Source organism: Kouleothrix sp. 19917 (assembly GCF_057073505.1).
This window is the reverse complement of the sequence record NZ_CP097099.1, coordinates 6,755,508-6,780,112: the sequence shown is the minus strand read 5'-3', so window position 1 is coordinate 6,780,112 and position 24,605 is coordinate 6,755,508. Positions and strand designations below refer to the sequence as shown.

Sequence of the window (24,605 nt, the reverse complement as noted above, 5' to 3'; positions counted from 1 at the left end):
CATAAGAAATTATCGATATATCGTGATAGGTCAGACTATATCACGATAACGATATATCGTCAAGAGGGAATTTCGACTTTTTTGGGACGAATTTTAGGCACGCACATTTTCACGCACAAAAAAATCGGGAGCGCCACGCGGGCACTCCCGATTTTCGCCAACCAAGAAACAATTCAGTCTACAGGCCAATCATTCTGAACATCACTGCCAGCGCCACCAGCCCCACCGCGTAGATCAGCCAGATTGCATATAAGCGGGGGTTCACAATCGTACGGAGCAGTATGCGCAACATTGCACCCTCCAAGCGCGCGATTTGGGAACACGACCTCTCAACTATACACGTAGCCACGGGCTGGCGCATCGGAAAAAATACGTATTTTTGCGCCGCACTCGGCGCTTATACGACGCTTCGGAAATCCGTTGCTGGTTCAGACGAAAGACGAAGGACGAAGCCAACGTGGTCATTCGTCCTTCGTCTTTCGTCTCAGCAGGCAGGGCCGAAATTCTACCGAGCTGTACTAGCCAATCCGCTCAAACACAGCCAGCGCTTCCATATGCGGCGTTTGCGGGAACATGTCGTAGCCGCGCAGCGCGGTGATGCGATAGCCTTCTGCAAGCACGCGCGCGTCTTCCAGCTGCGTCAGCGCATTGCACGATACATACACCAGTCGTTGCGGGCGCAGGCGCAGCAGCTCGCGGCACACATCCGGCCCCATGCCGGCGCGCGGCGGGTCGGCCACCACCACGTCGAGCGCGCCCGGCGCCTGCTCGCGCAGCCACTCCAGCACATCCATGCCAACCATGCGCACATTCCCGGCGTCGTTCGCCACCACATTGCGCGCGCCCAGTGCCGCGCTCTCCGCAAACGACTCCACGCAAGTAATGTGCTCGACATGCGCGGCCAGGTGCAGCGCAATCGTCCCCACCCCGCCATACAAATCCGCGACGGCGTTCACGCGCGTGCCTGCCGCCTGCGAGCTGCCAACTGCCGAGCGAACATCGTCCAGCAGCGGCAGCAGCAGGTGCACATTATTCTGGAAAAACGTGTTCGGCCCGATTGCCAGCGTGCGCTCGCCAACCTGCATTTCCAGCAGGTCAGCGCCCCAGTGGCGCATTGGCGCGCCAAAGGAAATATCGGTGACGGCGTCGTTCACCAGCCAGTGGAAGCCAACCACCCCCGGCTGCGCCAGCGCGTGCGCGGCCACCTGCTCCATCGCGGCGGCGCGCTCGCCCTCGTGATCGGGCGCGGCCGTCACCAGCGCGAGCAGCAGCGTATCCTGTGGGCTGCGGCGCATCACCAGGTAGCGCAGAAAGCCTTCGTGCGAGCGCAGGTTGTAGTCGGGCAGGCCCAGCGCAGTGGCGTGCTCATACACAGCGCGCGCGACTTGGAAGGCGGCTGGCGGCACAAGGTGGCATTCGTGCAGATCGACAATATAGTTGAATTTGCCGCCCCGCCGCAGCCCAAAGCGCCCCTTACTCGAAACATAATCCATGCGCGTGCGGTAGGCGAAGGGCTCGGGCGAGCCAACCACCGTGATGCCCTCGATCAGCTCGGCTGGCAGGTCGTTCTGCCATAGCGCGCGCAGCGCCGCCTGCTTGGCCGCCACCTGCGTGGCATAGCTGCGATCCTGAAAGGTGCAGCCGCCACAGAAATCGAGCGGCGGCGCGTGCCGACAGACCGGCGTGGTTGTTTCGCCATTGCGCGCCGCGTCGATCACCTGGCGGCGAAACAGCTTGGGTGTGAGCGTTTTAGCGTTCTGTGTCATCGTCCTTATCCCAATCGTAGCGCGTGCCGAGCAGCTCGTACAGGCGCGCATTGTGCGGGGCGAAAAATTCGTGCAGCGAGCGGCGCGTGTCAGCGTCCATGCCGCTGTAGGCAGGCGCGCGCGAGGGGCGCAGCCTGGGCTGCCACGCAGGCAAGCCCAGAAACGCAAACACGCGCCCCAGCTCGCCAGCCGGGTCGCTGTACAACCGCTCGGATTGCAGCACCAGCAATTGCTCGCGCGGGAAGTATTCGAGCCAGCGCGCAAGCTGCTCGGCATACACGCCGCGCGCTCGGTACGAAAAGTTCTGGTGCGCGTCGCTGATCGCCCGCTCGTCGGCCTCAAGGCGCTCAGCCTCGCCATCCAGCCGCGCATCTTCCTGCGCCAGCGCCTCGGCAAACGGCAGCGTCTCGAAGCCGCGCCGCCGCGAGTGATTATAGTGCGAAAAGGCGCGGTCGACCGGGTTGCGCAGCAGGGCAATCAGCCGGGCGTTTGGCAGGGTTGTGGCGGCGCGGCGCGGCGCGTGCGGGTGAAACAGGTAGTAGGGGCTGGCCTCGCCCGCCAGCAGGGGACGCCCCCGCAGCCGCCACAGGGCGCGCTGGGCGCGCAGCGGGAAAAACTGGCGATACCAGCCGAGCCCGCGCCCAAACCACACATCGAAAAAATGCACTTCTTTGGTCAGCGCCGGGGCTACGCACGGGTGCGCGGCCAGGTTGTTGTACAGGTAGGTCGTGCCGGCGCGCTGCGCTCCAACAATCAAAAAATCGGGCAGCAGACGCAGGCCGGATGTCAGGCTGCGGTAGCCATACACCGCCGGCTTGATTGCGCGCCGCAGCCCACGCGGCATTGCAGTTGGGTCAATCATTCGGGCAGCTCAGCCATCAAAGCCTTCTTCTTCAACCACGCGGCGCATGCGCACGAGCAGTTGCGCCCGGCGCACGGCTGCCACCAGCTCGGGTGTGCAGGGGGTGGTGGAAAAATGCGCGCCGGTGTCGCGATCGGTGATCGTGCCAGCAGCGAGGTCCAGCCGCACAACATGCCCCGCCGCGATAGCCGAGGTGGCTGGGCTTTCGAGCACAGGCAAGCCATATTCGGCGGCCGTTGCCACAAACGCCGCGTCGGCGCTGGCGGCGACAACCACCGCAAAGCCGGCCGCCTGCAGGGCCAGCACCGCTGGCTCGGGCGTATCGCCACGCCCGAAGTTGCTGCCCGCCAGCAGTATGTCGCCTTCGCGCGCGGCCTCGGCAATCGCCGGGTCACGCGCCTCCAGGCAGTGCGCCGCCAGCGCGGCTGGGTCGTCGGCGCTGTGCAGCGCGGGCGCAATAATCTCGTTGGTGCTTACGTTGTCGCCAACGCGGTGCGTGTTTCCGTACAGTACCATGGCTTTCCCAGCGCTTTTGTACGAATTATAGATTGTACACCAAATTCGCCAGCAAAACAGAATGATTAAGCCACAGAGAACACCGAGCACACCGAGTTCTGATTACCCTACCCAGTGATCTCCGTGCTCTCTGTGGCTCATCTGTGGATACGCCAGCTCTACCACGCCTCGATCAGGTAGGCCGGCGCCCACCAGTAGGGGTACAGCTCGGTGGTCGTCACTTGCGCAAAGCCCGCAGCGCGCAGCTGCCCGGCCCACGCGGCAATCGGCTGCTCGTAGTTTGTGCGCGCGGCCGTGCGGTCGAAGTAGCCAAACATCACCGGCATCAGGAAGCCCTGCGCCACAAGCTCGCGGTTCTCAGGGTATTCGGCCAGCCCTCGCTCGAAGTGTTCCGCCACATAGCGAACCCGCGCGGGCGCGAACTGCTCGGCAAATTCCGGCGCATCGAACTCGGCAATCAGCATGCGCTGGCAGCGCGCCCGCAGCCAGGCCAGCATGGGGGCGCGCTCCTCGGGCATGAGCGATTGCAGGCTGAATGTTGCCTCGGCAATGTCCCAGCTGCCTGTGCTTTGCGCGGCAAACTCCTGCAAGGTGCCATTGAAGGCGCGGTACTGCCGCCCACGCTCGTCGAGCTGCTGGCAGGTGCTGGCCAGCATCGCAGCCGAAGGCTCGATCAGATCAAGTTCTGTGATGCCGTCAGTTAATGCGGGCAGCAGCGCCAGCCCATCGCCCACGCCAATATCGAGCAGGCGCTGCGCGCCAGTGCGGGCGTACACGTTCCGCAGCGCGGCGCTGGTGGCTGCGTACAGCGGCACGTTCCCACCCGCGCGAACAAACGCGCCGAATCCTTCCGGCGAAAGATACACGCTCGATTTGCCAGCGCGTTCCAGCCGCGCAAGGTAGGTCGCCGCCGCCCCGTAGAGCAAACCATCTGGCTCACGCGCAGCGGCTGCTGCGGCAAAGCGGGCGGCATCTGCGAGCGCATTTTCGCCAAATGCCAGCACCGCCAGATAGAACAACTCGTCGGCGTGCACAGCTTGTGCGTGAGCAGTGGCGGCGTAGCCGCTGGCCCGGTAGCGCTGGTAGAGTTCGTCAATGCTCATTGTCACCACACTGGTGCGCTTTCAGCGCGGGGGTTGGGGGATAGGGAATAGGGATTGGTGATTGCAATGCTGACACTCTTCCCCAATTTCCGAATCGCCTTCTTGATCATGCAGGAGAGCCAATAGTTTTGAATGGCCACAAAAGCACGAAGACTCGAAGATTGATTTCTTACACTCTTCGAGTCTTCGTGGCAAAGGTTCTTTTTCGTCCGTAGAGCGATGCTAAACCAGGCTGTTCAGGTAGCGCGCGGCCTTGCTGAAGCCTTCCTCGGCCGGAAATGCACGATCTTCGTGTTCAATCGACAGCACGCCGTCGTAGCCGATATCGCGCAGCGTGGTGATGAAATCGCCCCACAGAATGCGGCCATAGCCCGGCAAGGTGTAGCGCCACCAGCCGTCGCCATTGTAGCCAACGCGCTTGAGCTTGGCCAGGTCGACCGAGACGTCTTTGGCGTGCACGTGAAAGATGCGATCTTTGAACTCATGCACCGCCGCGTTCACGTCGATGCCCTGCCAGTCGAGGTGCGATGGGTCGAAGTTCAGGCCGAAGTGCGCGTCGGGCAGCTGCTCGAACACCGCGCGCCAGTGGTCGAGGTGCTGGATGTTGGTGGCGTACCAGTTTTCCAGCGCCAGGCGCACGCCGCTTTGCCCGGCCAGGTCGAGCAAGGGCCGAAATACCCCCGCCAGATCGGCGGCGATGGTTTGGGCGCGGTTTTTGCCGCTGGCGGGAAAGCCAGCCAGCGTACAGACTGTGTCAACGCCGAGCCGCTGTCCCAGCGCAATCGCGGCCACAATCGATTCATGCCCCGAGCGCGCCTGCTCCTCGGTGACACCCGTCATATTGGCGTAGCACGCCAGGCTCGAAATGCTGACCCCATGCTGATCGAGCAGGCCGCGCAATTCGTCAACTGCCGAGTCGCTAACCGTCTGCGCGTCGAGGTGCGAACCGGGCCGCACGTCTATTTCCAGCGCACGAATGCCCTGCTGCGCGGCCCACGGAATTAGCTCGGCCAGCGGTCGCGTGCGCAGTGGAGCGGTGAGAATTCCTACGTGCATAGAAAAGTCCCCTTTTCACATTCTCAGTGTTGAGTTTTGAGTTGAAGCAGATGCACCTTAAAACTCAAAACGTAGCACTCAACACTTACGCTTCGTCGGCCACCACCTGTACGGGCCGCCCCGTGCGCGCCGACTCATAGAGCGCGTCCATCAGGCGTGCCTGCCGCAGGCCGAGCAAGGCCGGGCTGGGCGTGGTCGCGCGGCCGCGAATGCAGTCGATGAAGTTTTGCTGCAAGGTCGTGGTTTCTGGCACAACCGGGTACTTGACCTTTTTGGAGCCAACCCAGACGTCCATGCTGCCACCGTAGATGCTGCATTTCACCGAGCCCTTGGTGCCATGAATGTACATGCCCTGCTCGAACACGGTGGTCGCGCCACTCACCGCCGCGCTGCCGAGCGCGCCTTTGGTAAAGCGCATCGCCACCGTGCCAACCACATCAACCTCCTGCTCCTTGTTTTCGACAAACGCGAAAATCTCGGTTGCTGCGAGGCCGGTCAGGTAGAGCATGGCGTTGAACATATGCGCGCCGCTGTCGTATAAATTGCCGCCGCCAGAAAGCGCCAGCGTGGTGCGCCAGGTGCCGCCGACATTCGCCAGCCAGTCTTGCGCGCACACGCCCGTGATCATATAGATCTCGCCAAGCTCGCCGCTCGCGATCAGGTTGCGGATGTACTGGAACTCGCAGGTGAACGGGCCGGGGAACGCGACCGAGACAACCTTATCGACCGACTCGGCGTGGGCGATCAGCGTTTGCGCATCCTCGGTGCGAATGACCATTGGCTTCTCGAGCAGCACGTGGCAGCCGGCGTTGAGCGCGTCGGTCGCCTGCTGAAAGTGGTATGCGTGCGGACTCACGATCACCACGCCGTCGAGTGGCACTTCGGCCAGCATCGTGCGGTGGTCGTCGAAGGTGGCGGGCGCCGGCCCATTGGGGAAAATCTCGGAAACAAAGCGCGCGAGGTTGCGCGCATCCGGCTCGACCAACGCGACGATCTCGGCCTCGGGGACACTTTTGGTGAAAATGTGCCCGTGATGGCGCGCCATTCCGCCACAGCCAATCATACCTAGACGCACTCGGTCCATGGTTGCTCCGATCAAGCTAGCAGCTTACAGTAAAGCGAGGCGCCGAGGATTGTAGCACCGGTCGTTTGTGCCTGCAAATAGCTGCATTCGCGCTCCAGTCGCGCTCGGCCGCCGCTGTATTCTGCCGTCGTAGCACGCAGAAACGGCTGCCTTTCGGCAGCCGTGAGGTTTAGGAGGGCGGCGTGCAGGTTTTCGGTTGGGGCCAATTTCACCGTTTTCGATGACCGCCACGATCATCAATTTCTGATGATTATTAAAGCAGGTTGCGTGCCACGAAACATCGGCGCGGCGAATGATCACCCCTCCATCATGAGATGGATGTGGGCATACGCCTTTTGGGCTGCGGTGCTCAATTTTTTCTTTGTGTGCGATTTTTCCGCGCTACGCGCGGAAAAATCGCACACAAAATTGATTGTTTCTACCTTGCTGCCGCAGGCGAAAACACAGCGTCGGGTAAAAGGCTGGGTGATGCCAATGAACGCAAACTGCGTAAGTTCGATATCGCTCATTCGCGCCAACAGCAAAGGCGGGGGCACATAGCCCCCGCCTCGGCATCGTTCGCTTGCGCGAAACTAGAAGTCCATCCCGCCGCCGCCCGGCATAGGCGGAGCCGGCTTGTCTTCGGGGATGTCGGTGATCAGCGCCTCGGTGGTCAGCAGCAGGCCCGCGATCGAAACCGCGTTCTGCACCGCCGAGCGGGTCACCTTCACCGGGTCGACCACGCCCTGCTCGAGCATGTCGCCAAACTCGCCGCTGAGGACGTTGTAGCCGTAGGACGAGCCCTTCTCCTTCTGGGTGCGGCGCACGGTGTCGATGATCACCGAGCCATCCTCGCCAGCGTTGCGGGCCAGGGTGCGCATCGGCTCCTCGAGCGCGCGGCGCAGGATCTGCACGCCAAAGCGCTCGTCGTCGTTGTTGGTCTTGACACCGTCGAGCGCACCGAGCGCGTTGATCAGCGCCACGCCGCCGCCCGGGACGATACCTTCCTCAACGGCAGCGCGCGCCGTCGACAGGGCGTCCTCGACGCGGTGCTTCTTTTCCTTCAGCTCGGGCTCGGTGGCACCACCGACCTTGAGCACCGCCACGCCACCGGCCAGCTTGGCCAGGCGCTCCTGCAGCTTCTCGCGGTCGAAGTCGCTGGTGGTCGTCTCGATCTGCGAGCGGATCTGCTCGATGCGGGCGCGGATGCCCGTCTCGTCGCCGTGGCCCTCGACAAAGGTCGTGTTGTCCTTGTCAGCCACCACCTTGCGGGCGCGGCCCAGGTCTTCCAGCGTCGCGCTGTCGAGCTTGCGGCCAATCTCTTCCGAGATCACCGTGCCGCCGGTCAGGATGGCAATGTCCTGCAGCATGGCCTTGCGGCGGTCGCCAAAGCCCGGGGCCTTCACGGCCAGGGCGTTGATCGTGCCGCGCAGGCGGTTCACCACCAGGGTCGCCAGCGCCTCGCCGTCGACGTCCTCGGCAATGATCACGACGTTCTTGGTGACCTGCAGCACCTTCTCCAGCACCGGCAGGATCTCGTTGATGGCCGAGATTTTCTTGTCGGTGATCAGGATGTAGGGGTCGTCCAGCTCGGCTTCCATGCGCTCCTGGTTGGTGGCGAAGTAGGCCGAGATGTAGCCACGGTCGATCTGCATGCCCTCGGTGTATTCTTTCTCGAAGGCGATGCCCTTGCTTTCCTCGACGGTAATGACGCCGTCCTTGCCAACCTTCTCCATCACCTCGGCGATCAGGTCGCCAATCTCAGGGTCGGCGGCGGAAATCGTGGCAACGTGTGCAATGTCGGCGCGGTCGCGCACCGGCTTGGCCAGGCTCTTCAGCTCGTTGACCAGCGCTTCGGCGCCCTTGTCGAGGCCGCGCTTGATCAGCATGGGGTTGGCACCAGCGGCCACAACCTTCAAGCCCTCGGTCACAATGGCCTGGGCCAGCACGGTGGCGGTGGTGGTGCCGTCGCCGGCAACGTCGTTGGTCTTGGTAGCGACCTCGACGAGCAGGCGGGCACCCATGTTCTCAAACGGGTCCTTGAGCTCGATCTCTTTGGCGACGGTGACACCGTCGTGGGTGACGGTCGGCGCGCCGAACTTCTTGTCGATGGCGACGTTGCGGCCGCGCGGGCCAAGCGTCGTCTTGACGGCATCGGCCACGACATCGACGCCACGCTTGAGCGCGCGCCGGGCCTCTTCGTTGAAATATAGCTGCTTCGGCATATCCCTTAGATTTCCTCCTAATACAAAAGAAGTCGTTCGTCAGTCGTCAGAGCGCTGTTCGCACCATTCTGATTTCTGACCCCTAAGCTCGGACTACTCCTGGATGATGCCCAGAATATCTTTTTCGCTAAGGATCAGGTATTCGACATCGTCGATCTTGTACTCGGTGCCGCTGTACTTGGCGAACAGAACCTTGTCGCCACTCTGCACGTTCATCGGCACGCGCTTGCCATTGTCGTCCAGCCGGCCCTCACCCACGGCCAGGATGGTGCCTTCCATGGGGCGCTCTTTGCTGGCGGTGTCGGGCAGGAAGATGCCGCCCTTGGTCTTTTCCTCGCGCTCCGCTGGCTTGACCACAACCCGGTCGCCCAGCGGCCGAATGCGAAAATCGGCTGCCATTCGCTATACCTCCTTAGGCTTGCGTGTTTGCTTGCCACAGAAAACTATCGGCGCTTAGCACTCACAGGTGGAGAGTGCTAAGCGCCACTATACTACCCAATGGCTGAAATTTTGTCAAGGGGGATTTTAGCACTCTTCGCCCGAGTCTGCAAAGGTTGACGAAACAGCATCGGGATGCTATACTACGGCCTGCCCTCGCCCCCTACCCGGTGGCGGGCGCGTTTGTTGTGTTTCAAGGTAACCAGAAGGAGCCCCGCTATTAGAGATCGGTTTCGCGTAAATAACCGCATTCGTGCCCCGCAGGTGCGCCTGATCGATGAAGAAGGTGCCCAGCTTGGGATTGTCGCGCTGCGTGAAGCGCTGATGCTAGCCGAGCAACGCGGGCTGGATTTGATGGAAGTTGCGCCAAACGCAGTTCCACCGGTATGCCGTATTGTGGACTATGGAAAGTTCCGCTACGAGCAGACCAAGAAGGACCGCGAGGCGCGCAAGAATCAAAAACAAGCCGAGCTTAAAGAAGTCCGCCTGAAGCCAAAAACCGATGATCACGATCTTGAGGTAAAGGCCAAGCAGGCGCGGAAGTTCTTGCTTGGCGGCGACAAAGTCAAATTTACGGTGCGGTTCCGCGGTCGCGAGATCTTTCATCCTGATATCGGGCGCGAGATGCTCGAGCAGATGGCTGAAGAACTGCGCGATGTCGCGACAGTCGAGCAAAAACCCCTGATGGAAGGTCGCGCGCTCTCGTTGTTGCTGGCGCCGAACGCCAAGGCCAAGGCCCAGCGCGACAAGCAACTCGCTCAGGCTCAGCGCGCAGCACAGGCGCCGGGGGCTGGTACGCCAGCCGCGCCAGCGCCATCCGAGCCCGACGACGACCTTGACGACGACGAAGATATCGACGACGACACGGACGATACAGACGAAGAGGAATAGTTCATGCCGAAGATGAAAACGCACAAGGGCGCCGCGAAGCGCTTCCGCTTCACTGGCACCGGCAAGCTTGTGCAGTCGCAGGGGCGCAAGGGCCACTTCCGCCGCCGCAAAGCCGGCCGCCTGCTGCAGCAGCTCGATAAGCTGAAACCGCTGTTCAAGGGCAACAAGCGCAAGCTCACGCACGCGCTGCCCTATGGCGCAAAACACGGCCGCTAGGCCACAGTAACCCGTTCGCCGTCGAGCGTTATCTGCGAAACGGCACGTAAGTAACGAAAGAGAAAACCAAACCATGGCTCGTGTCAAACGTGGCGTAATGGTGCGCAAGCGCCACAACAAACTGCTGAAAGAAGCTTCCGGCTACCAGGGCAGCCGCAGCCGGCGCATTCGCGTCGCGCGGCAGACGGTGCTCAAGGCGCTGTCGTACGCCTACCGCGACCGCCGCAACAAGAAGCGCGATTTCCGCCGCCTGTGGATCATCCGCATCAACGCGGCTGCGCGCCTGAACGGCATTTCCTATAGCCGCCTGATCAACGGCATGAAGCTCGCCGGCATCAATATTGATCGCAAGATCCTGGCCGACATGGCCGTGCGCGACCCGGCTGGCTTTACCAGCATTGTGGAGCAGATCCAGCGCGCGGGATGATCGAAAGCCTGGCTAACCCCCACGTAAAACACTTCCGCTCGCTGGCCGCCGACCGCAAGGATCGGCGCCGCGAGCGGTTGTTTGTGCTTGAAGGGGTGCGGCTAGTGGCCGATGCGCTGGCTCATGCTGGCCCGCCCGAGCTGGCGCTGTATGCGTCCGAGCAGCTTGAGCAAACCGAGGCCGGCCGCGCGCTGCTTCAGCAGCTCGAAGGCCAGCGCTGGGCACAGCCCGCCACTCCAGCGGTCGTGGCCGCCGCCGCCGATACGGTGCAGCCGCAGGGCGTGGTGGCGCTGGCGCGCTGGCCGCAGGTCGAGCCGGGAACGCCCGGCATCGTGCTGGTGCTTGACGCGATTCAGGACCCCGGCAACCTGGGCACGCTGCTGCGCAGCGCCGAGGCTGTGGTCGTGGCCGAGCTGCTGTGTCTGAAAGGCGCGGCCGACCTGTTCAGTCCCAAGGTTGTGCGGGCCGCAATGGGCGCGCACTTCCGCCTGGCGATGGAGCAGGATCTCAGCTGGGAGCAGGTTGGCGAGCGCCTGGAATTCGTGGATCATGTGTATGCGGCCGACGCAGGGGCGAATATGCCCTACTACGCGGCCGACTGGCGGCAGCCGGCGGCGCTGATCATTGGCAACGAGGCGCACGGCCTGAGCGACGACGCGCGGGCGCTGGCGCGCAAGCTGGTTGGCATCCCAATGCGCGGGCGCGCTGAGTCGCTGAATGCGGCCGTTGCGGGCAGTATCATTCTTTTCGAGGCCCAGCGCCAGCGGATGCTGGGGCGAAGCTAGAAGTTTTGAGTGCTCGATTTTGAATGTTGAGCTATCAGGCTCATTCGACATTTAGCACTCAACACGTAAAACGTATATAAAGGCTGTGACGAAGCGAGTACGCGGGCGGCAACGATCAGAGAGTGGTGGCCAGAGGCTGTGAGCCACCGCCGTGAAACCTCGCCGAAGTTCCCTTCCGAGCCGAGCGGTGAACCCTTCCGAGTTGTGAATGTTGAATTGTAAGTTTTGAGTTACGCACGGTAATTCAAAACTCAACGCTCAGCCCTCATAACTCCGAGCAAGTAGTCGCCTCCGGTCGCCCGCCGATATCGGGCCCAAGGGCTTGGCCGCGCGCTGCGTGGCAGGCCGAAACAGGGTGGTACCACGGGTCACGCCTCGTCCCTGGCGAGTGCGTGGCTTTTTGTTTTCCGGCAGCTCCGGCCACCGGGACAGGAGGATACAGTATGGCAATGATCGACGAGCTGACCGAGCTGGAAGCCCAGGCGCTGCGAGCGCTCACTGGCGCCGCCAACAGCGCCGAGCTGAACGAGTGGAAGAGCGCCTACCTGGGAAAGCAGGGTGCGCTGACGCGCATGAGCAAGGGCCTGGGCAGCGTGCCGCCCGAGCAGCGCCGCGATGTTGGCGCAAAATTCAACGCCGTGCGCCAGCACCTCGAAGAGTCGTTTGGCGCGGCCGAGGCCAGCCTGAAGCGCGCCGCGCAGATGGACGAGCTGGAAGCCGACCAGATCGACGTGACCATGCCCGGCCGCGCGCCGTCGGTGGGGCGGCTGCACCCGAGCACGATCGTCATTCGCAATGTGATCGAGACCTTCGCCGAGATGGGCTTCCAGGTGTGGGACAGCCCCGAGGTCGAGACCGACGAGTTCAACTTCGGGCTGCTGAACTTCCCGCCCGACCACCCGGCGCGCGACATGCAGGATACGTTCTACCTGGATACGCCGGCCGGCTCGCCGCCGGTGGTGCTGCGCACGCACACCTCGCCCGGCCAGATCCACGCCATGCGCCGCTACGCGCCCGAGCCGGTGCGCGTGCTGCTGCCCGGCAAGTGCTACCGCATGGAGCAGGTGACTGCGCGCTCGGAGATGATGTTCCACCAGTTCGAATTCCTGATGGTGGGGCGCAATGTGACGATGGGCGACCTGAAGGGCACGCTCCACGGCATGGCCGAGCGGCTTTTCGGCAAAGGCACCAGCGTGCGCCTGCGCCCGAGCTACTTCCCGTTCACCGAGCCAAGCGCCGAGCTGGATGTGACCTGCTTCCTCTGCAAGGGCGAGGGCTGCCGGATCTGCAAGTACACGGGCTGGCTGGAGATCGGCGGCTGCGGCATGGTGCACCCGAACGTGCTGCGCAACGGCGGCTACGACCCGGCCGAGTTCAGCGGCTTCGCGGGCGGCTTCGGCCCCGAGCGCATTGGCATCCTGAAATATGGCATCGACGACATCCGCTGGTTCTTCAGCGGCGACGAGCGCTTCTTGCAGCAGTTTGGCTAGAAGTTTTGAGTTTTAAGTTTTGAGTTTTGAATTGTGACGATAGGCCAGCAATGAATAATTCAAGACTCAGCATTCAAAACTCAACATTCGCGCTGCTCGTCGTAGCGTTTGTGGTGCTGGCCGCGCTCTACAGCGCGCTTGTGCCGCTGGGCGAAGGGCCAGACGAGCCGGGGCACGCGGCGTTTGCGTTCTTCCTGGCGCGCGAGGCGCGGCTGCCCGACCAGCGGGCGGGCGAGGTTCCGGGCGAAGGGCACCAGCCGCCGCTGGCCTACGCGCTGGCCGCGCCGCTGGCGGCCTGGCTGCCGCACGACGAGCGCGCGCTCGATCAGCCGGGCAATGCGCGCTTCACCTGGGCGGGCGGCAGCGAAGTCAATGCCGTCGCGCACGGTAGCCGCGAGTTCTGGCCCTGGGGCGGCGCGACGCTGGCCTGGCACCTGATGCGGCTTGTGTCGGTGCTGTGCGGCGCGGCGACGGTGGTGCTGACGTATGGCGCAGCGCGGGCGCTAGATTTACGATTTACGATTGACGATTTACGATTGGAACCGAATGCTCAATCGAAAATCGAAAATCGAAAATCGCAAATCGCGCTGCTGGCGGCCGCGCTGGTGGCCTTCAACCCGCAGTTTCTGTTCACCAGCGCGCTGGTAACGAACGACGCGCTGCTGGCGGCCCTGAGCGCGGCGGTACTGTGGCTGGCGCTGCGGCGGCGCGCGGCGGGCGGACTGTTCGGCTATGCGCTGGCGATGGGCGCGCTGCTTGGGCTGGCGCTGCTCACCAAACAAAGCGCGGTGCTGCTGGTGCCGATTGGCGCTGGCGCGGTGCTGCTGGCGGGCTGGCGAACCGGCACGACGCGGGCATTCGGCGCGCTGGCGGCCTGTGGCGCGGCGGCGCTGCTGGTAAGCGGCTGGTGGTTCTGGCGCAATGTGCAGCTGTATGGCGACCCATTCGGGCTGGCGCTGTTTCAGTCCGAATTCACCACGCAGGCGTTTGATCCACGCAGCCCGGCCGCATGGCTTGGCGCGCTGGCGCAGCTGCATAATTCGTTCTGGGCGCGCTTTGGCTGGATGAATGTGCCCGCGCCGGCGTGGGTGATTGCGTTTTTCACGCTGCTTGAAGCGGCGGCGCTGGTGGGGTGGGCACGGTATTTCGACCAACGACGAAAGACGAACGACGAAGAAGCAACCCTTCGTTCTCGGTCCCTCGCCCTTCGTCTGGCGCGATTATGGCCGATTATGGCATTACCGCTTCTCGCGCTCGTGTGGGTGCTGAGTTTTGCGCTGACGGCCGGGCTGGTAGCGTGGCAGGGGCGGCTGATCTTCCCCGCGCTGCCTGCGATTGCGATCCTGCTGGCGCTCGGTCTTGCATCCTGGCTGAACGGCGAACAAAGCGCAGAAAGCGGCAGATGGCAGAACATTTTGCAGTTCCTGGTTTTTGGTTGCTGGCTCTGCATCGCGCTCTGGCTGCCATTCGGCGCGATCCGCCCGGCATATACCCTTTACACATTGCCTGAAAATGCCGCGCAGGCGCAGCGTGGCGAGCCAACCTATGCGCGGCTGGGCAAAGATGGCGACCCCGGCGTGGAGCTGCTTGGCTGGCAGGCTGCGCAGCCGCTCCACGCAGGCCAGCCGGCGACGCTCACGCTGATGTGGCACGCGCGCGGCCGGCAGGATCGTGACTGGATCGTGTTTGTGCATCTTGTCGACGCAAACGACGAAATCGTGGCCGAAGACAATAGCCCACCATTGGGCGGCGCTTTCCCGATGACACAGTGGGTGGCGGGCGACTGGGTGCGCGACACGCACACGCTCAACATTCCAGCGGGCCTGCCGCCCGGCGACTATCGCTTGCGCATCGGGCTGTTCGACCAAGCGACTGGCGACCGCGCCGGGGTGTTTAGCCAGGGCGGCCGGCTGCAAGGCGATCACCATCTGGTGACAAAACTGCGGGTTGAGTAGGCGGCGGGCCTGCTTGCCGCAACAGGAGGACGTATGAAACTACCGCTTTCGTGGCTGAAAGAGTTTGTCGATATTTCCATGCCCACCGAGCAGCTGGCCGAAAAGCTGACGCTCTCGGGGCTGGAAGTGGCCGAGATCACGCGGGTTGGCGTGCCCGGCGCGGAGCTGCCCTGGGACCCCGACAAGATTCTGGTGGGCAATATTCTGGAAGTGCGCCAGCACCCCAACGCCGACCGCCTGGTGCTCGCGGATGTCGACTATGGCGCGGCCGAGCCGCACACCGTCGTCACTGGCGCGCCAAACCTGTTCCAGTATCGTGGGCTGGGCCGGCTGCCGCACCCGCTTAAGGGCGTGTACGCCAAGGAAGGCGCCGAGCTGTACGACGGCCACGCCGAGGGTCAGGTCAAGGTCAAGCTCAAGGGCCGGCCGGTGCGCGGCGTGATGTCCGACGCCATGCTTTGCTCAGAAAAAGAGCTGGGCATGTCCGACGAGCACGAAGGCATTATCATCCTGCCCGACGACGCGCCGGTTGGCACGCCGCTGCGCGACTACCTGGGCGACGAAGTGATCGAGATCGACATTCTGCCCAACACGGCGCGCGCGCTTTCGATCCTCGGCGCGGCGCGCGAGATCGCCGCCCTGACCGGCGCGGAGCTGCACATTCCCGACATGCAGTATGAAGCGACTGGCCCAAGTATCGACGGGCGCGTGCAGATCAGCGTTGAGGAACCCGACCTGTGCCCGCGCTTCAGCGCCACGCTGATCGAAGGCGTGACAATCGGCCCATCGCCGCTGTGGATGCAGCGCCGCCTGACGCTGGCCGGCATGCGCCCGATCTACAACATCGTCGACGTGTCGAACTACGTGATGCTCGAGCTGGGCCAGCCGAACCACACCTACGACTTCGACAAAGTTGCCGATCAGCACTTGATCATCCGTCAGGCGAAACCGGGCGAGCGCATCACCACGCTGGATGGCAAGCAGCACGAGGTCTACCCGGTGCCGGGCACCAACCTGCCCGCACTGCTGGTGTGCGACGCAGCCGGCCCGAACGGCGGCGTGGCGGGCGTGATGGGCGGCGCGGCCACCGAAGTGAGCGAAACGACCACGCGCGTGCTGATCGAGGCGGCGAACTGGGAGCCGACGATCATCCGCAAAATGGCGCGCGGCTTCAAGCTGCCCTCCGAGGCGTCGCGGCGCTTTGAGCGCGGCGTGGATATCGAGATCGCGCCACTGGCGCAGCGGCGGGCGCTCCAGCTTATGCAGCAGGTGGCGGGCGGCACGATCGCGCAGGGCCAGATCGACGAGTATGCGCGGCCCTGGGCATCGCCCGTGCTCGACCTGACGCCGCGCGAGGTTGCGCGCATTCTGGGCATCACGCTCAGCGCCGACGACATTGCCGCGCTGCTGCGCCCGCTTGGCTTTGGCTGCGAGGTGGTGGGTGATGGCGCGGCGGTGCGCGTGACGGTGCCGAGCTTCCGGCAGGACGTGACCATTCTGGCCGATCTGTGCGAGGAAGTGGCGCGTATGTATGGCTACGACCGTATTCCCACCACACACCTGGCCGACGACCTGCCCGAACAGGCTGCCAACCCATCGCTGGAGCTGGAGGAAAAGGTGCGCGACGTGCTGGTGGGCGCGGGGCTGGACGAGGCGATCACCTATTCGCTGACGAACATGGCGGCGGTGGCGAAGCTCGACCCGGCGGGCGCCGAGGCTGCGCAGTTCCTCAAGCTCGCCAACCCAATCACGCCTGAGCGCGAATACCTGCGCCGCTCGGGCCTGCCGACACTGCTGGAGGCGCTGGCAAACAACCTGCGCGAAAAAGAGCGCGTGCTCCTGTTCGAGATTGGCCGCATCTACCTGAAGCACGACAGCCAGGTGCTGCCCGACCAGCCGCGCGTGCTGACGCTGGCGCTGGCCGGTGAGCGCGAGCAGCGCTCGTGGCACGCGCCCAAGCCCGAGCTGATGGATTTCTTCGACCTCAAGGGCATTGTCGAAACGCTGCTGGCGCGCCTGAACCTGACCGAGCAGGTGCGTTTCGCGCCACTCACCAACGACCCGCGCTTCCACCCGGGCCGCGCCGCGCGGCTGGAGCTGCGCCCAACCGGCAAGGGCAAGCAGGCCAGCGACGCCCCTGGCGAGTCGCTGGGCGTGCTGGGCGAGCTGCACCCCGCCGCCCGCGAGCGCCTGGAGATCGATTTGCCGCGCGTGCTGGCGGCCGAGCTTGATCTTGAGCGCTTGATTGCGCTGGCGCAGCCGACCGTCTACAAGGCGATCTCGCGCTTCCCCGCGACGACGCAGGACCTGGCGATGGTGGTGGGCCTGGATGTGCCAGCCGAGCAGGTGGCGGCGGCGATTCGCAAATATGCTGGCGGCGACCTGGAGGCGCTGGAGCTGTTCGATGTGTACGCTGGGCCGCAGGTGGGCGAGGGCAAGCGCAGCCTGGCCTACCGGCTGACCTTCCGCGCGGCCAATCGCACGCTCAGCGACGCCGACGTGAACAAAGTGCGCGCCAAGATTGTGCGCGGGCTGGAATACGACGTGAAGGCGGCAATTCGCGGCTAGTGCATTTTTGATTTACGATTGTGCTGAGGCGCACACAGATGCTGAATGAGCACAACCGAAATCTACACCGGTCGTTTGAAATTGCACTAAGGCGCTGTCAGCGCAGGGGTTTTGGACAAAATGATGAAGGACGAAAGATCGAGCGATCTTCGTCCTTCGTCATTCGTTGTTCGTCTCGTCGGCGGGCGGGCGCAGCGCGGCGCGAATCTGATCGGCCAGGTCTTCGACCGGGCGCACAATCAGCAGGAGATTAGCAAGCTGCTCGGGTGGCAGTTCGCCAAGCAGCTCGGGCGGCAGCGCGGCCAGCAGCTCGCGCACGCGTTCGCGCAGCGCGCCAGATGGGGTTTTAGCCGGTTGCTGCGCGCCAGCCGGCGCGGCGGCGATGCGGCTCAGGAACACGCGCCGCGCAATCGCGTCGCTGGGGAAGGGCAGCGCCGGCCAGCGCTCGGCGTCGGCCCACGAGGGCAGGTGCCGCCCAACCAGCCCAAGGCGGATGTCGCGGCGCTCCTGCGCTGCCGTCAGCACATCCAGCACGCGGCTGGCCTCGTCGCCGCTCAGCCACTGGCTTTCGGCCACAACCACCGTCCAGCGGCGGTCGGTCAATCCCGCTTCCAGCAGACCCAGGCGCTGCGTCAGCGGCAGCGCTTCGCTGCCAGTCAGCGCCTGCCACAGCTCACCGCGTCCTTCCAGCGCCAGGCCCGCCGCCAGCGTCAGCAGCAGGCGCTGGCCGGCATTCGTTTCGATATCGGGCGGGCGGCATGTGTGCCAGATGACCTTTTGCCCGCGCGCTTGCAGGCGCGCCGCCAGCGTGGCCGCCAGCGCGATCTTCCCCACGCCCGCCGGCCCCCAGATCAGCGCCAGCCCGCCACGGCGCAGGCGCGCCATGTACTGCTCAAGCTCGGCCTCGTAGTCGAAATCGGTGGGCGGCGCGGGCGGCGCGACCAGCGTTTCGGGCGGGGTTGCGGCGGGAAGCTCGCCCAGCGCGGCGGGCAGCAGCACCACCATGCGCTCAAGCGCCTCGCGTTTGGCGCGGCTGTAGGTGCTGGTGCTCAGTGCCAGCGCGTCCTGCAGCGTCGCGCGGTCCTCGCCCGTCTCATACTCGCCGGCAATGATTAGGTAGTGCCGCCAGCGCAGGTCGTCGAGCACCGGGCCAGCCTCGGCCGGGCGCAGGTGCGCAATTGCCGCGCGCAGCGCCTCGCGCATGCGCCGCCCGCGCAGCAGCGGGTCGCGCTCGTCGGGCAGCAGCAGCGTGGCCAGCTCGCCGCGCCCAAGCGCCAGCGGCGGGTCTTCGATCAGGTCGTCGAGGGCGTCGCGCAGCATGCGAATGGGCGCGCGCGCGGCGTCGTCCGCGTCGTCGTCGCTGCGGAGCTGGGCGAGCAAGCGGTAGAAGGTGCTGCGCGGCGCCTGTTCGCCCTGTTCGCGCAGGTGCGCCTGCACGCGCCGCCACAGCTGGGGCGCGGCCATGCCCGGCTCGCCGCGCAGCTCCTGGCGAATGGCGACAATCAGCGGGCTTTCGCTGGCGAGGTGGCCGCCCCCGCGCTTGCGGCTTTGCAGCCCGGCCATGCCCTCGCGGGCAAAGCTCTGGCGCAGGCGGCGAATGCTTTCGCGGCTGATGCCAAAGGTGCGGGCAACCTCGCCCACTGGCCGGCCCTCGCGCAGCAGCGCCGCTAGGATGCGGTAGCGCCGCAGCGCAGCTTGGTCGTTGCCGAAGTTTGTCACCAGCTCGGCGCTGCTAAGGCGGGGAAATTCCATAGGCGTATGCGTCTTCAACGAGCGACAACCGACGGCCGACGACCGACCACGTAGACGTCGTCGGTGGTCAGTCGTCAAAATGAGCTCAGGAAATAGAAACAATACCTTCCAAATAACCACCAAGACACCAAGGCACCAAGAGTATACTCAAACCCTTCGTATCTTGGTGTCTTGGTGTCTTGGTGGTAAACGTTCTATACATCCTTCTGTAAAGAATATCGGTTTTAGAAAATGCTATGAACAATCGAAGCTGGCGTCGCGCCCGGCCCCATGCCCATCACGCCAGTCGCGCCGCGCTAAAAGGCCGGGTTGCGCCGCCGGAAAATCGTATCGATCGACACGCCGCTGTGGATGCGCTGAATCACTTCGGCCAGCAGCGGCGCAACCGAGAGCACGCGCAGAAACGACGAGTTGGCCGCGCCCGGCTGCGCCAGGCTATCGGTCGTCACCAGCTCGCAGATCGCGCTGTGCGACAGGCGCTCCAGCGCGTTGCCGGCCAGCACGGCGTGCACGGCGGCGGCATACACCTCGCGCGCGCCATGCGCCATCAGCAGATCGGCGGCCTCGATCATCGAGCCGCCGGTCAGAATTTCGTCGTCCACCAGGATGCAGCGTTTGCCGGCCACATCGCCAATCAGGGTGCGCGCCTCCACCCGCGATTGCGGCTCGTCGCCATTGTTAAGCTGCTGAATGCGGCGTTTCTCAACAATTGCCAGCGGCGCGCCAAGCTGCTCGGCAAAATTGCGGGCGCGCTTGGCAAAGCCCAGGTCGGGCGACACCACGACCATGTCGTTCCAGTTGCGCTCGACAAAGTGGCGCACCAGCAGGTGCACCGCGCTCAGCTCATCGACCGGCACGTTGAAGAAGCCCTGAATCTGGCCGGCATGCAGATCGAGCGTCATCACCTGGTGCGCGCCTGCCACCTGGATCATGTCGGCCAGCAGGCGCGCCGTGATTGGCACGCGCGGCTGGTCGCGCTTGTCGGTGCGGCCATAGGCGTAGTACGGGATCACGGCGGTGATGCGACCAGCCGCGGCGCGCTTGCACGCGTCGAGCATGATCAGCAATTCCATGATCCGGTCGCTCAGCGGCAGGCCCAGCGACTGCACCACAAACACGTCTTTTTCGCGGATGCTCTCGTTGATGCGGACAAAAATGTTCTCGTTCGAGAATGAGGTGACGATCATGTCACCCTTGGGGATGCCGAGGCGATCACAGATCGAGAGGGCGAGGTCGGGGTTGGCATTCCCGGTAAAAATGCGAAGTTCGTCGAAGCGGCTGCTCATGCTGTCTCCGGAATAGGTTGGTGTCTGTACCGCGTTCCATGGCCGAATCACGCGCACGCCACACCGGACGAGCCTGGTTTGGCGGTCATGGCCAGAACGCTGCCCCGCTTGGGTGCTTCATGGAACCATACAAGCGAGGTGTTGTCAAATGCGATCTCGTGCGCGTGAACGCGCAGGGGTTGGGGTATGGGGGTTAGGGATTGGGATGCGCAACGCGGAATCTGCGTCATCTGTGGGTTAGATCGCGTTCTCCATCCAGCGTTGATATGGCTCCGCTACACAAGGCCAAGCTCGCGCAGCACGTCGGCGCGCTCCAGGCGCAGACCATCGGGCAGGCGGCCGGGCGGCAAATCGTCGGGCGCGGTGTCGCTCACGAGCAGCAGCGCCACAATCGCCGGCTCGCCGATCAGCACTTGCAGCAGGTGCAAGAGCGCAAGCTGGCGCAGGCGTGGGCGGGCGGCCGGGCCGGCAAGCTGGTTGCGCTGGGCAAAGGTCAGCGCGGCATCGGCGGAGGGAAAGGCGAGCAGCGTGCGCGGGCGACCAGTGCGGCCGCCGCTGGCAGACCCGCCACCTCCACCCGACCAGAACACATAGAAGCGCGTCGCGCCAGCGCGTTCGGCCACCGAGCGAAGCAGCTCGCGCGCGGCGGCCGCACTGACAGCGTGGGTGCGGGCAAACAGGTCAACTGCGTCGTCGTCGTTCAGCATAGCAGCCGGCAAAAAATAGCGCGCCGTGCGATGTTCACACGGCGCGGGGTGGAAATTTACTGCGGCATCGGCACGGCAGTGGGCTTCGGCGGCGGGATGATGTTGGGCGTGCTTTCTTTCAGGAAGAGCGCGCGGCCAAGCAAGCCAAGCTGCATTTCGTAGGGCGTGCCAGCCTGCTGCGGGTGGTACTCGATCCGCCCGCGCTCGAAATACTGCACCGTGTACACCTGCTTGTCGGGCAGGCTTTCCTGCACCTGATCGCTGATCGGGTAGCCCAGCACGCGCATGCCATCGACCGCATTCCAGAAATCAAGGAAGCGCCCGGCGACGCCGTGGCCGGTTTCTGGGAAGAAGCGGTTGTCGGGCTGGCTGACGTAGTAGGTCTGCTCGGGGAATTTCAGGCCTTTGGTGAACTCGTAGCCCAGCAGGCCGCCCTGCACGCTGTAGTCGGTGCCATTGTACTCGGGCCACTGCTCCAGCCGCGCGCGCTCGAACCACTGGAAGCGGCGGCCGTTGACCGTCATTTCGTTGCTGATCGGGCGGCCAAACACCGGCTCGCCGCCGTGAGCATCGTAAAACGCCTGGAAGGTCGGGCTGATCGCAGCATTGGGCACTTCCAGGCTGCCTACGCCGGGCATATTTGTGCCGGCGCTGCGCTGCGCGCTCGCCACCGACGCGCCGGCTGCATCGGTCGGGCTGCTGCCATCGCCCAGGCGCGGGGCCATGGTTGGCAGCGCGCCCGGCCCCTCGGTGAAGCGCAGAATATCGGGCCGGCCCACCGCCGCGGCGATCAGCCAGAGAATAAGCAAGAGCATCACCAGCAGCAGCACAGCCGATTGGGCTTGTTCGCGGGCGGCGGCGGCTTCTTTCACCGGGTCGCGCGCCAGTTCCTCGCTCACAATTTCGGCGACGCGCTCGCTTTCCAGGCGTTTTTCGGCCAACTCTTCGTTCATCGCCTGCTCAACGGCCTGCTGGATCAGCGTGCGGCGCTCGGCTTCGGATTTCTGCTCAAGCCGGCGATTCGCCTGGCGAATGGCTTTGCGTAGGTCGGCGTCGTTGATAGATTCGTCGCTCATGCAGCCTCCCTGTTCACATGCGGTGGCACAATGTTTAACGTTCTTCGCGAATGGCCTGGCTGATCTGCTCAGCCAGCGGGCGCAACTCGTCCGGCTCGGCGCTGCCCGGCTTCCACAGCCGCACGGCATTATCGCCTTCCCAGCGAGGAATCAGATGCACATGTAAATGAAAGACGGTCTGGCCGGCGGCCGCGCCGTTGTTTTGAATGATGTTGATGCCATCGGGCCGCAGCACCTCGCGCAGCGCCAGGGCCACGCGCTGGACGGTACCCATCACCGCCGCCAGTGTTTCGGGCGGGATGCTGAAGATATCGGCGTGCTCGTCTTTGGGAATGACAAGCGTGTGGCCGCGCGAGGCCGGGCCAATATCCATAAACGCCAGCGTCGCGTCATCTTCATACACTTTGATCGCCGGGATGTCGCCGCTCACAATTTTCGAGAAGATCGAAGCCATTGCGCACTCCGTCACGGCATAAGCAAGAAATGCCTCAGATATTGCCAGAACGTAACCACCAAGACACCAAGGCACCAAGAATTATGGCAGTATCAGTGAATTATAAATCGCGCAACCATTCAACCCCCAAGGCGTTGCAACCTCTCGTTTATGCCGGGTTCTTGCGGGCGATCCAGGCCAGCAGTTCGTCGAGCGGCCAGGTGTTCGCCACGTCCTCGGCGCGTGCCCAGCCGCGCCGCGCCGTCAGCACGCCCAAACGCAGCCACTGCAAATTGTCGGGGTGATGCGAGTCGCTGTCAATCGTCAGCTTCGCGCCCAGCTCCAGCGCGCGCCGCACGCTTGGCGCATCGAGATCGAGCCGCTCGGGGCCAGAGTTGATCTCGAGCAAAGTGCCGGTTTCGGCGGCGGCGCGTGCAACCGCGTCGATATCGATTTCTGCGCCAGCGCGGCTGCCGATCAGGCGGCCCGTTGGGTGACCGATAATGTCGACGTGCGGGTTACGAATTGCGCGCAAAATACGCTCGGTGGCCTGCTCGGGCGGCTGGCTGAGCTTGACGTGCGGCGATGCCACCACAATATCAAGGTCGGCCAGCACGTCGTCGGGCAAGGCCAGCCCGCCGTCGGCGGTGATATCCACTTCGATGCCACGAAGGATGCGGAAATTCATGCCCGCCGCCGCGTACTCATCATTCAGCGCAGCGACCTCGGCGGCCTGCTGGCGCAGGCGCGCGCCATCCAAGCCGTTGGTAATGCCAAGAAAGAGGCTGTGGTCGGTCAGGGCCATGTGCGTGTAGCCGCGCGCGCGCGCCGCCTCGGCCATGGCGCGGATGGGCGCTTTGCCGTCGCTCCAGTCGCTGTGCATGTGCAGGTCGGAGCGAATGTCGCCCAGCTCGACCAGGCGCGGAATGCGGCCCGCCGCAGCCGCCTCGAACTCGCCGGAGTTTTCGCGAATTTCGGGCGGGATCCATGGCAGCCCAACGGCGGCGTACACATCTTCTTCGGTGGCGCTGGCAAGCATTTCGCCGTCTGCCACGCGCTTGAAACCGTGCTCGCTGAAGCTCAGCCCCTTTGCCAGCGCGATTTCGCGAAAGCGGATGTTGTGCAATTTGCCGCCAGTGAAGTGCTGCAAAGCCGCGCCCCACAGCGCCGGGTTGATTGCGATCAGGTCGGCCTGCAAGCCATTGTGCAGAAACACAGTCGCTTTTTCCGCGCCCGACGACTCCACGCGCGCGACCAGCGGCAGCGTGGTGAAGGCCTGCACGGTTGCGGCCGGGTCGCTGGTGGCGGCAAGAATATCGATGTCGCCAATCGTTTCGCGGCCACGGCGCAGACTGCCGGCGTAGCTCGCTTCCTGCACAGCCGGGCTGGCCGCGCGCAAGGTTTCGATCAGGCCCTCGGCGGCGCGCAGCGCGTCGAACAGGAGCGTGCGCTGGTCGCGAGTTTCGGCGGAGGCGATGTCGCGCAGCAGGGCGGCAACAGTTTTCGGCCCGAAACCTTTGACGCCGTTGAGCTTGCCGCCTTCAGCAGCTTCTTTGAGCGCGGCGACGCTGCTGATGCCCAGCTCGGTGTACAGGCGGCCAGCGGTGCGCGGCCCAACGTTCGGCACGCGGAGCAGCGCCAGCACGCCTTCAGGCACTTTGGCGCGCAGCTTCTCGTAAAATTCGAGCTTGCCGGTGTCGAGCAGTTCGGTGATTTTGTCGGCAATGGCCTTGCCAATACCGGGGACGTCGGTCAGGTCGCCGCGGGTGCGGAGCGTGGCGAGGGGAAGCGCGAGGTCGGCAATAGCATCGCTGGCGCGACGGTAGGCGCGGGTGCGGAAGACATCCTCGCCCAGAACTTCCATCGTGTCAGCGATCGCGGTGAAAACGTCGGCGATTTCGCGATTGGTCAGCGTATCGGCCATAATTCTGGGTCTATGCTTTCGTTATGCCCTATTATAGCACGCTGAGGCAAGCGCCGTGCCAGGGCG

Annotated in this window: 22 protein-coding genes; 8 read left to right on the top strand and 14 right to left on the bottom strand. The window is 64.1% G+C overall.

From position 1 onward, the window contains the following. Positions 1 to 518 precede the first annotated feature (518 nt). The 6 genes from M1P90_RS27465 to M1P90_RS27440 all read right to left on the bottom strand — a co-directional run bounded on the left by M1P90_RS27465 (position 519) and on the right by M1P90_RS27440 (position 6,387). Complete coding sequence (locus tag M1P90_RS27465; protein ID WP_483698841.1) at positions 519 to 1,766, bottom strand: class I SAM-dependent RNA methyltransferase; 1,248 nt, start codon at positions 1,764 to 1,766, stop codon at positions 519 to 521. Then, the gene (locus M1P90_RS27460; protein ID WP_483698840.1) at positions 1,750 to 2,628 is read right to left on the bottom strand and encodes a sulfotransferase domain-containing protein; all 879 of its coding nucleotides are present in this window, start codon (positions 2,626 to 2,628) and stop codon (positions 1,750 to 1,752) included. The genes M1P90_RS27465 and M1P90_RS27460 overlap by 17 nt, the downstream gene beginning before the upstream one ends. A 9-nt stretch (positions 2,629 to 2,637) precedes the next feature. Continuing rightward, positions 2,638 to 3,144, bottom strand: a complete 507-nt coding sequence (locus tag M1P90_RS27455) for a 3-isopropylmalate dehydratase small subunit (protein WP_483698839.1) — start codon at positions 3,142 to 3,144, stop codon at positions 2,638 to 2,640. A 158-nt stretch (positions 3,145 to 3,302) separates the two neighbouring features. Continuing rightward, entirely contained in the window at positions 3,303 to 4,247 is a 945-nt protein-coding gene (locus M1P90_RS27450; protein WP_483698837.1) for a class I SAM-dependent methyltransferase, read from the bottom strand. Between the two features lie 222 nt (positions 4,248 to 4,469). Then, positions 4,470 to 5,303, bottom strand: coding sequence for a sugar phosphate isomerase/epimerase family protein (locus M1P90_RS27445; protein ID WP_483698836.1), 834 nt, complete (start codon positions 5,301 to 5,303; stop codon positions 4,470 to 4,472). An 85-nt stretch (positions 5,304 to 5,388) separates the two neighbouring features. Beyond that, positions 5,389 to 6,387, bottom strand: a complete 999-nt coding sequence (locus M1P90_RS27440) for a Gfo/Idh/MocA family protein (RefSeq protein ID WP_483698835.1) — start codon at positions 6,385 to 6,387, stop codon at positions 5,389 to 5,391. Between the two features lie 246 nt (positions 6,388 to 6,633). On the opposite strand from M1P90_RS27440, the gene M1P90_RS27435 reads away from it, so the two are divergent. Further along, positions 6,634 to 6,927, top strand: a complete 294-nt coding sequence (locus M1P90_RS27435; protein ID WP_483698834.1) for a hypothetical protein — start codon at positions 6,634 to 6,636, stop codon at positions 6,925 to 6,927. A gap of 32 nt (positions 6,928 to 6,959) precedes the next feature. On the opposite strand, the gene groL is transcribed toward M1P90_RS27435, so the two are convergent. Continuing rightward, complete coding sequence (gene groL / locus M1P90_RS27430) at positions 6,960 to 8,591, bottom strand: chaperonin GroEL (RefSeq protein ID WP_483698833.1); 1,632 nt, start codon at positions 8,589 to 8,591, stop codon at positions 6,960 to 6,962. A gap of 93 nt (positions 8,592 to 8,684) precedes the next feature. Beyond that, positions 8,685 to 8,990, bottom strand: a complete 306-nt coding sequence (gene groES / locus M1P90_RS27425) for a co-chaperone GroES (protein ID WP_483698832.1) — start codon at positions 8,988 to 8,990, stop codon at positions 8,685 to 8,687. A 303-nt stretch (positions 8,991 to 9,293) separates the two neighbouring features. Here groES and infC point away from each other — a divergent pair, with 303 nt between their 5' ends. From infC to pheT, 7 genes are all read left to right on the top strand, one after another. Next, positions 9,294 to 9,920 (top strand): translation initiation factor IF-3, encoded by a 627-nt coding sequence (infC, locus tag M1P90_RS27420; RefSeq protein WP_483698830.1) that lies wholly within the window; start codon positions 9,294 to 9,296, stop codon positions 9,918 to 9,920. Between the two features lie 3 nt (positions 9,921 to 9,923). Then, positions 9,924 to 10,136 (top strand): 50S ribosomal protein L35, encoded by a 213-nt coding sequence (gene rpmI, locus M1P90_RS27415; protein WP_483698828.1) that lies wholly within the window; start codon positions 9,924 to 9,926, stop codon positions 10,134 to 10,136. 73 nt (positions 10,137 to 10,209) lie between these two features. Next, positions 10,210 to 10,563, top strand: a complete 354-nt coding sequence (rplT, locus tag M1P90_RS27410; RefSeq protein ID WP_483698827.1) for a 50S ribosomal protein L20 — start codon at positions 10,210 to 10,212, stop codon at positions 10,561 to 10,563. After that, positions 10,560 to 11,348 carry a TrmH family RNA methyltransferase gene (locus tag M1P90_RS27405; RefSeq protein ID WP_483698825.1) on the top strand — a complete coding sequence of 263 codons (789 nt, stop codon included), beginning with the start codon at positions 10,560 to 10,562 and terminating at the stop codon, positions 11,346 to 11,348. Before rplT ends, M1P90_RS27405 begins: the two co-directional genes overlap by 4 nt. 443 nt (positions 11,349 to 11,791) lie before the next feature. Beyond that, on the top strand, positions 11,792 to 12,838 hold the full coding sequence (gene pheS, locus M1P90_RS27400) for a phenylalanine--tRNA ligase subunit alpha (RefSeq protein WP_483698823.1): 1,047 nt from the start codon (positions 11,792 to 11,794) through the stop codon (positions 12,836 to 12,838). A gap of 50 nt (positions 12,839 to 12,888) precedes the next feature. Next, entirely contained in the window at positions 12,889 to 14,793 is a 1,905-nt protein-coding gene (locus M1P90_RS27395; RefSeq protein WP_483698821.1) for a glycosyltransferase family 39 protein, read from the top strand. Positions 14,794 to 14,826: 33 nt separating this feature from the next. Continuing rightward, positions 14,827 to 17,361: a phenylalanine--tRNA ligase subunit beta gene (gene pheT, locus M1P90_RS27390; RefSeq protein WP_483698818.1), complete on the top strand. Its 2,535-nt coding sequence runs from the start codon at positions 14,827 to 14,829 to the stop codon at positions 17,359 to 17,361. A 159-nt stretch (positions 17,362 to 17,520) separates the two neighbouring features. Here pheT and M1P90_RS27385 read toward each other — a convergent pair whose 3' ends face one another. From M1P90_RS27385 to polX, 6 genes are all read right to left on the bottom strand, one after another. Continuing rightward, complete coding sequence (locus M1P90_RS27385) at positions 17,521 to 19,113, bottom strand: helix-turn-helix domain-containing protein (protein WP_483698817.1); 1,593 nt, start codon at positions 19,111 to 19,113, stop codon at positions 17,521 to 17,523. Between the two features lie 296 nt (positions 19,114 to 19,409). Then, on the bottom strand, positions 19,410 to 20,399 hold the full coding sequence (locus M1P90_RS27380) for a ribose-phosphate diphosphokinase (RefSeq protein ID WP_483698815.1): 990 nt from the start codon (positions 20,397 to 20,399) through the stop codon (positions 19,410 to 19,412). Between the two features lie 275 nt (positions 20,400 to 20,674). Beyond that, positions 20,675 to 21,106 (bottom strand): hypothetical protein, encoded by a 432-nt coding sequence (locus M1P90_RS27375; protein WP_483698813.1) that lies wholly within the window; start codon positions 21,104 to 21,106, stop codon positions 20,675 to 20,677. A gap of 56 nt (positions 21,107 to 21,162) precedes the next feature. Next, positions 21,163 to 22,182, bottom strand: coding sequence for an LGFP repeat-containing protein (locus M1P90_RS27370; protein WP_483698811.1), 1,020 nt, complete (start codon positions 22,180 to 22,182; stop codon positions 21,163 to 21,165). 34 nt (positions 22,183 to 22,216) lie between these two features. Next, positions 22,217 to 22,636 carry an HIT family protein gene (locus tag M1P90_RS27365; RefSeq protein WP_483698810.1) on the bottom strand — a complete coding sequence of 140 codons (420 nt, stop codon included), beginning with the start codon at positions 22,634 to 22,636 and terminating at the stop codon, positions 22,217 to 22,219. 148 nt (positions 22,637 to 22,784) lie between these two features. Continuing rightward, the gene (gene polX / locus M1P90_RS27360; RefSeq protein ID WP_483698809.1) at positions 22,785 to 24,539 is read right to left on the bottom strand and encodes a DNA polymerase/3'-5' exonuclease PolX; all 1,755 of its coding nucleotides are present in this window, start codon (positions 24,537 to 24,539) and stop codon (positions 22,785 to 22,787) included. Between the last annotated feature and the right edge of the window lie 66 nt (positions 24,540 to 24,605).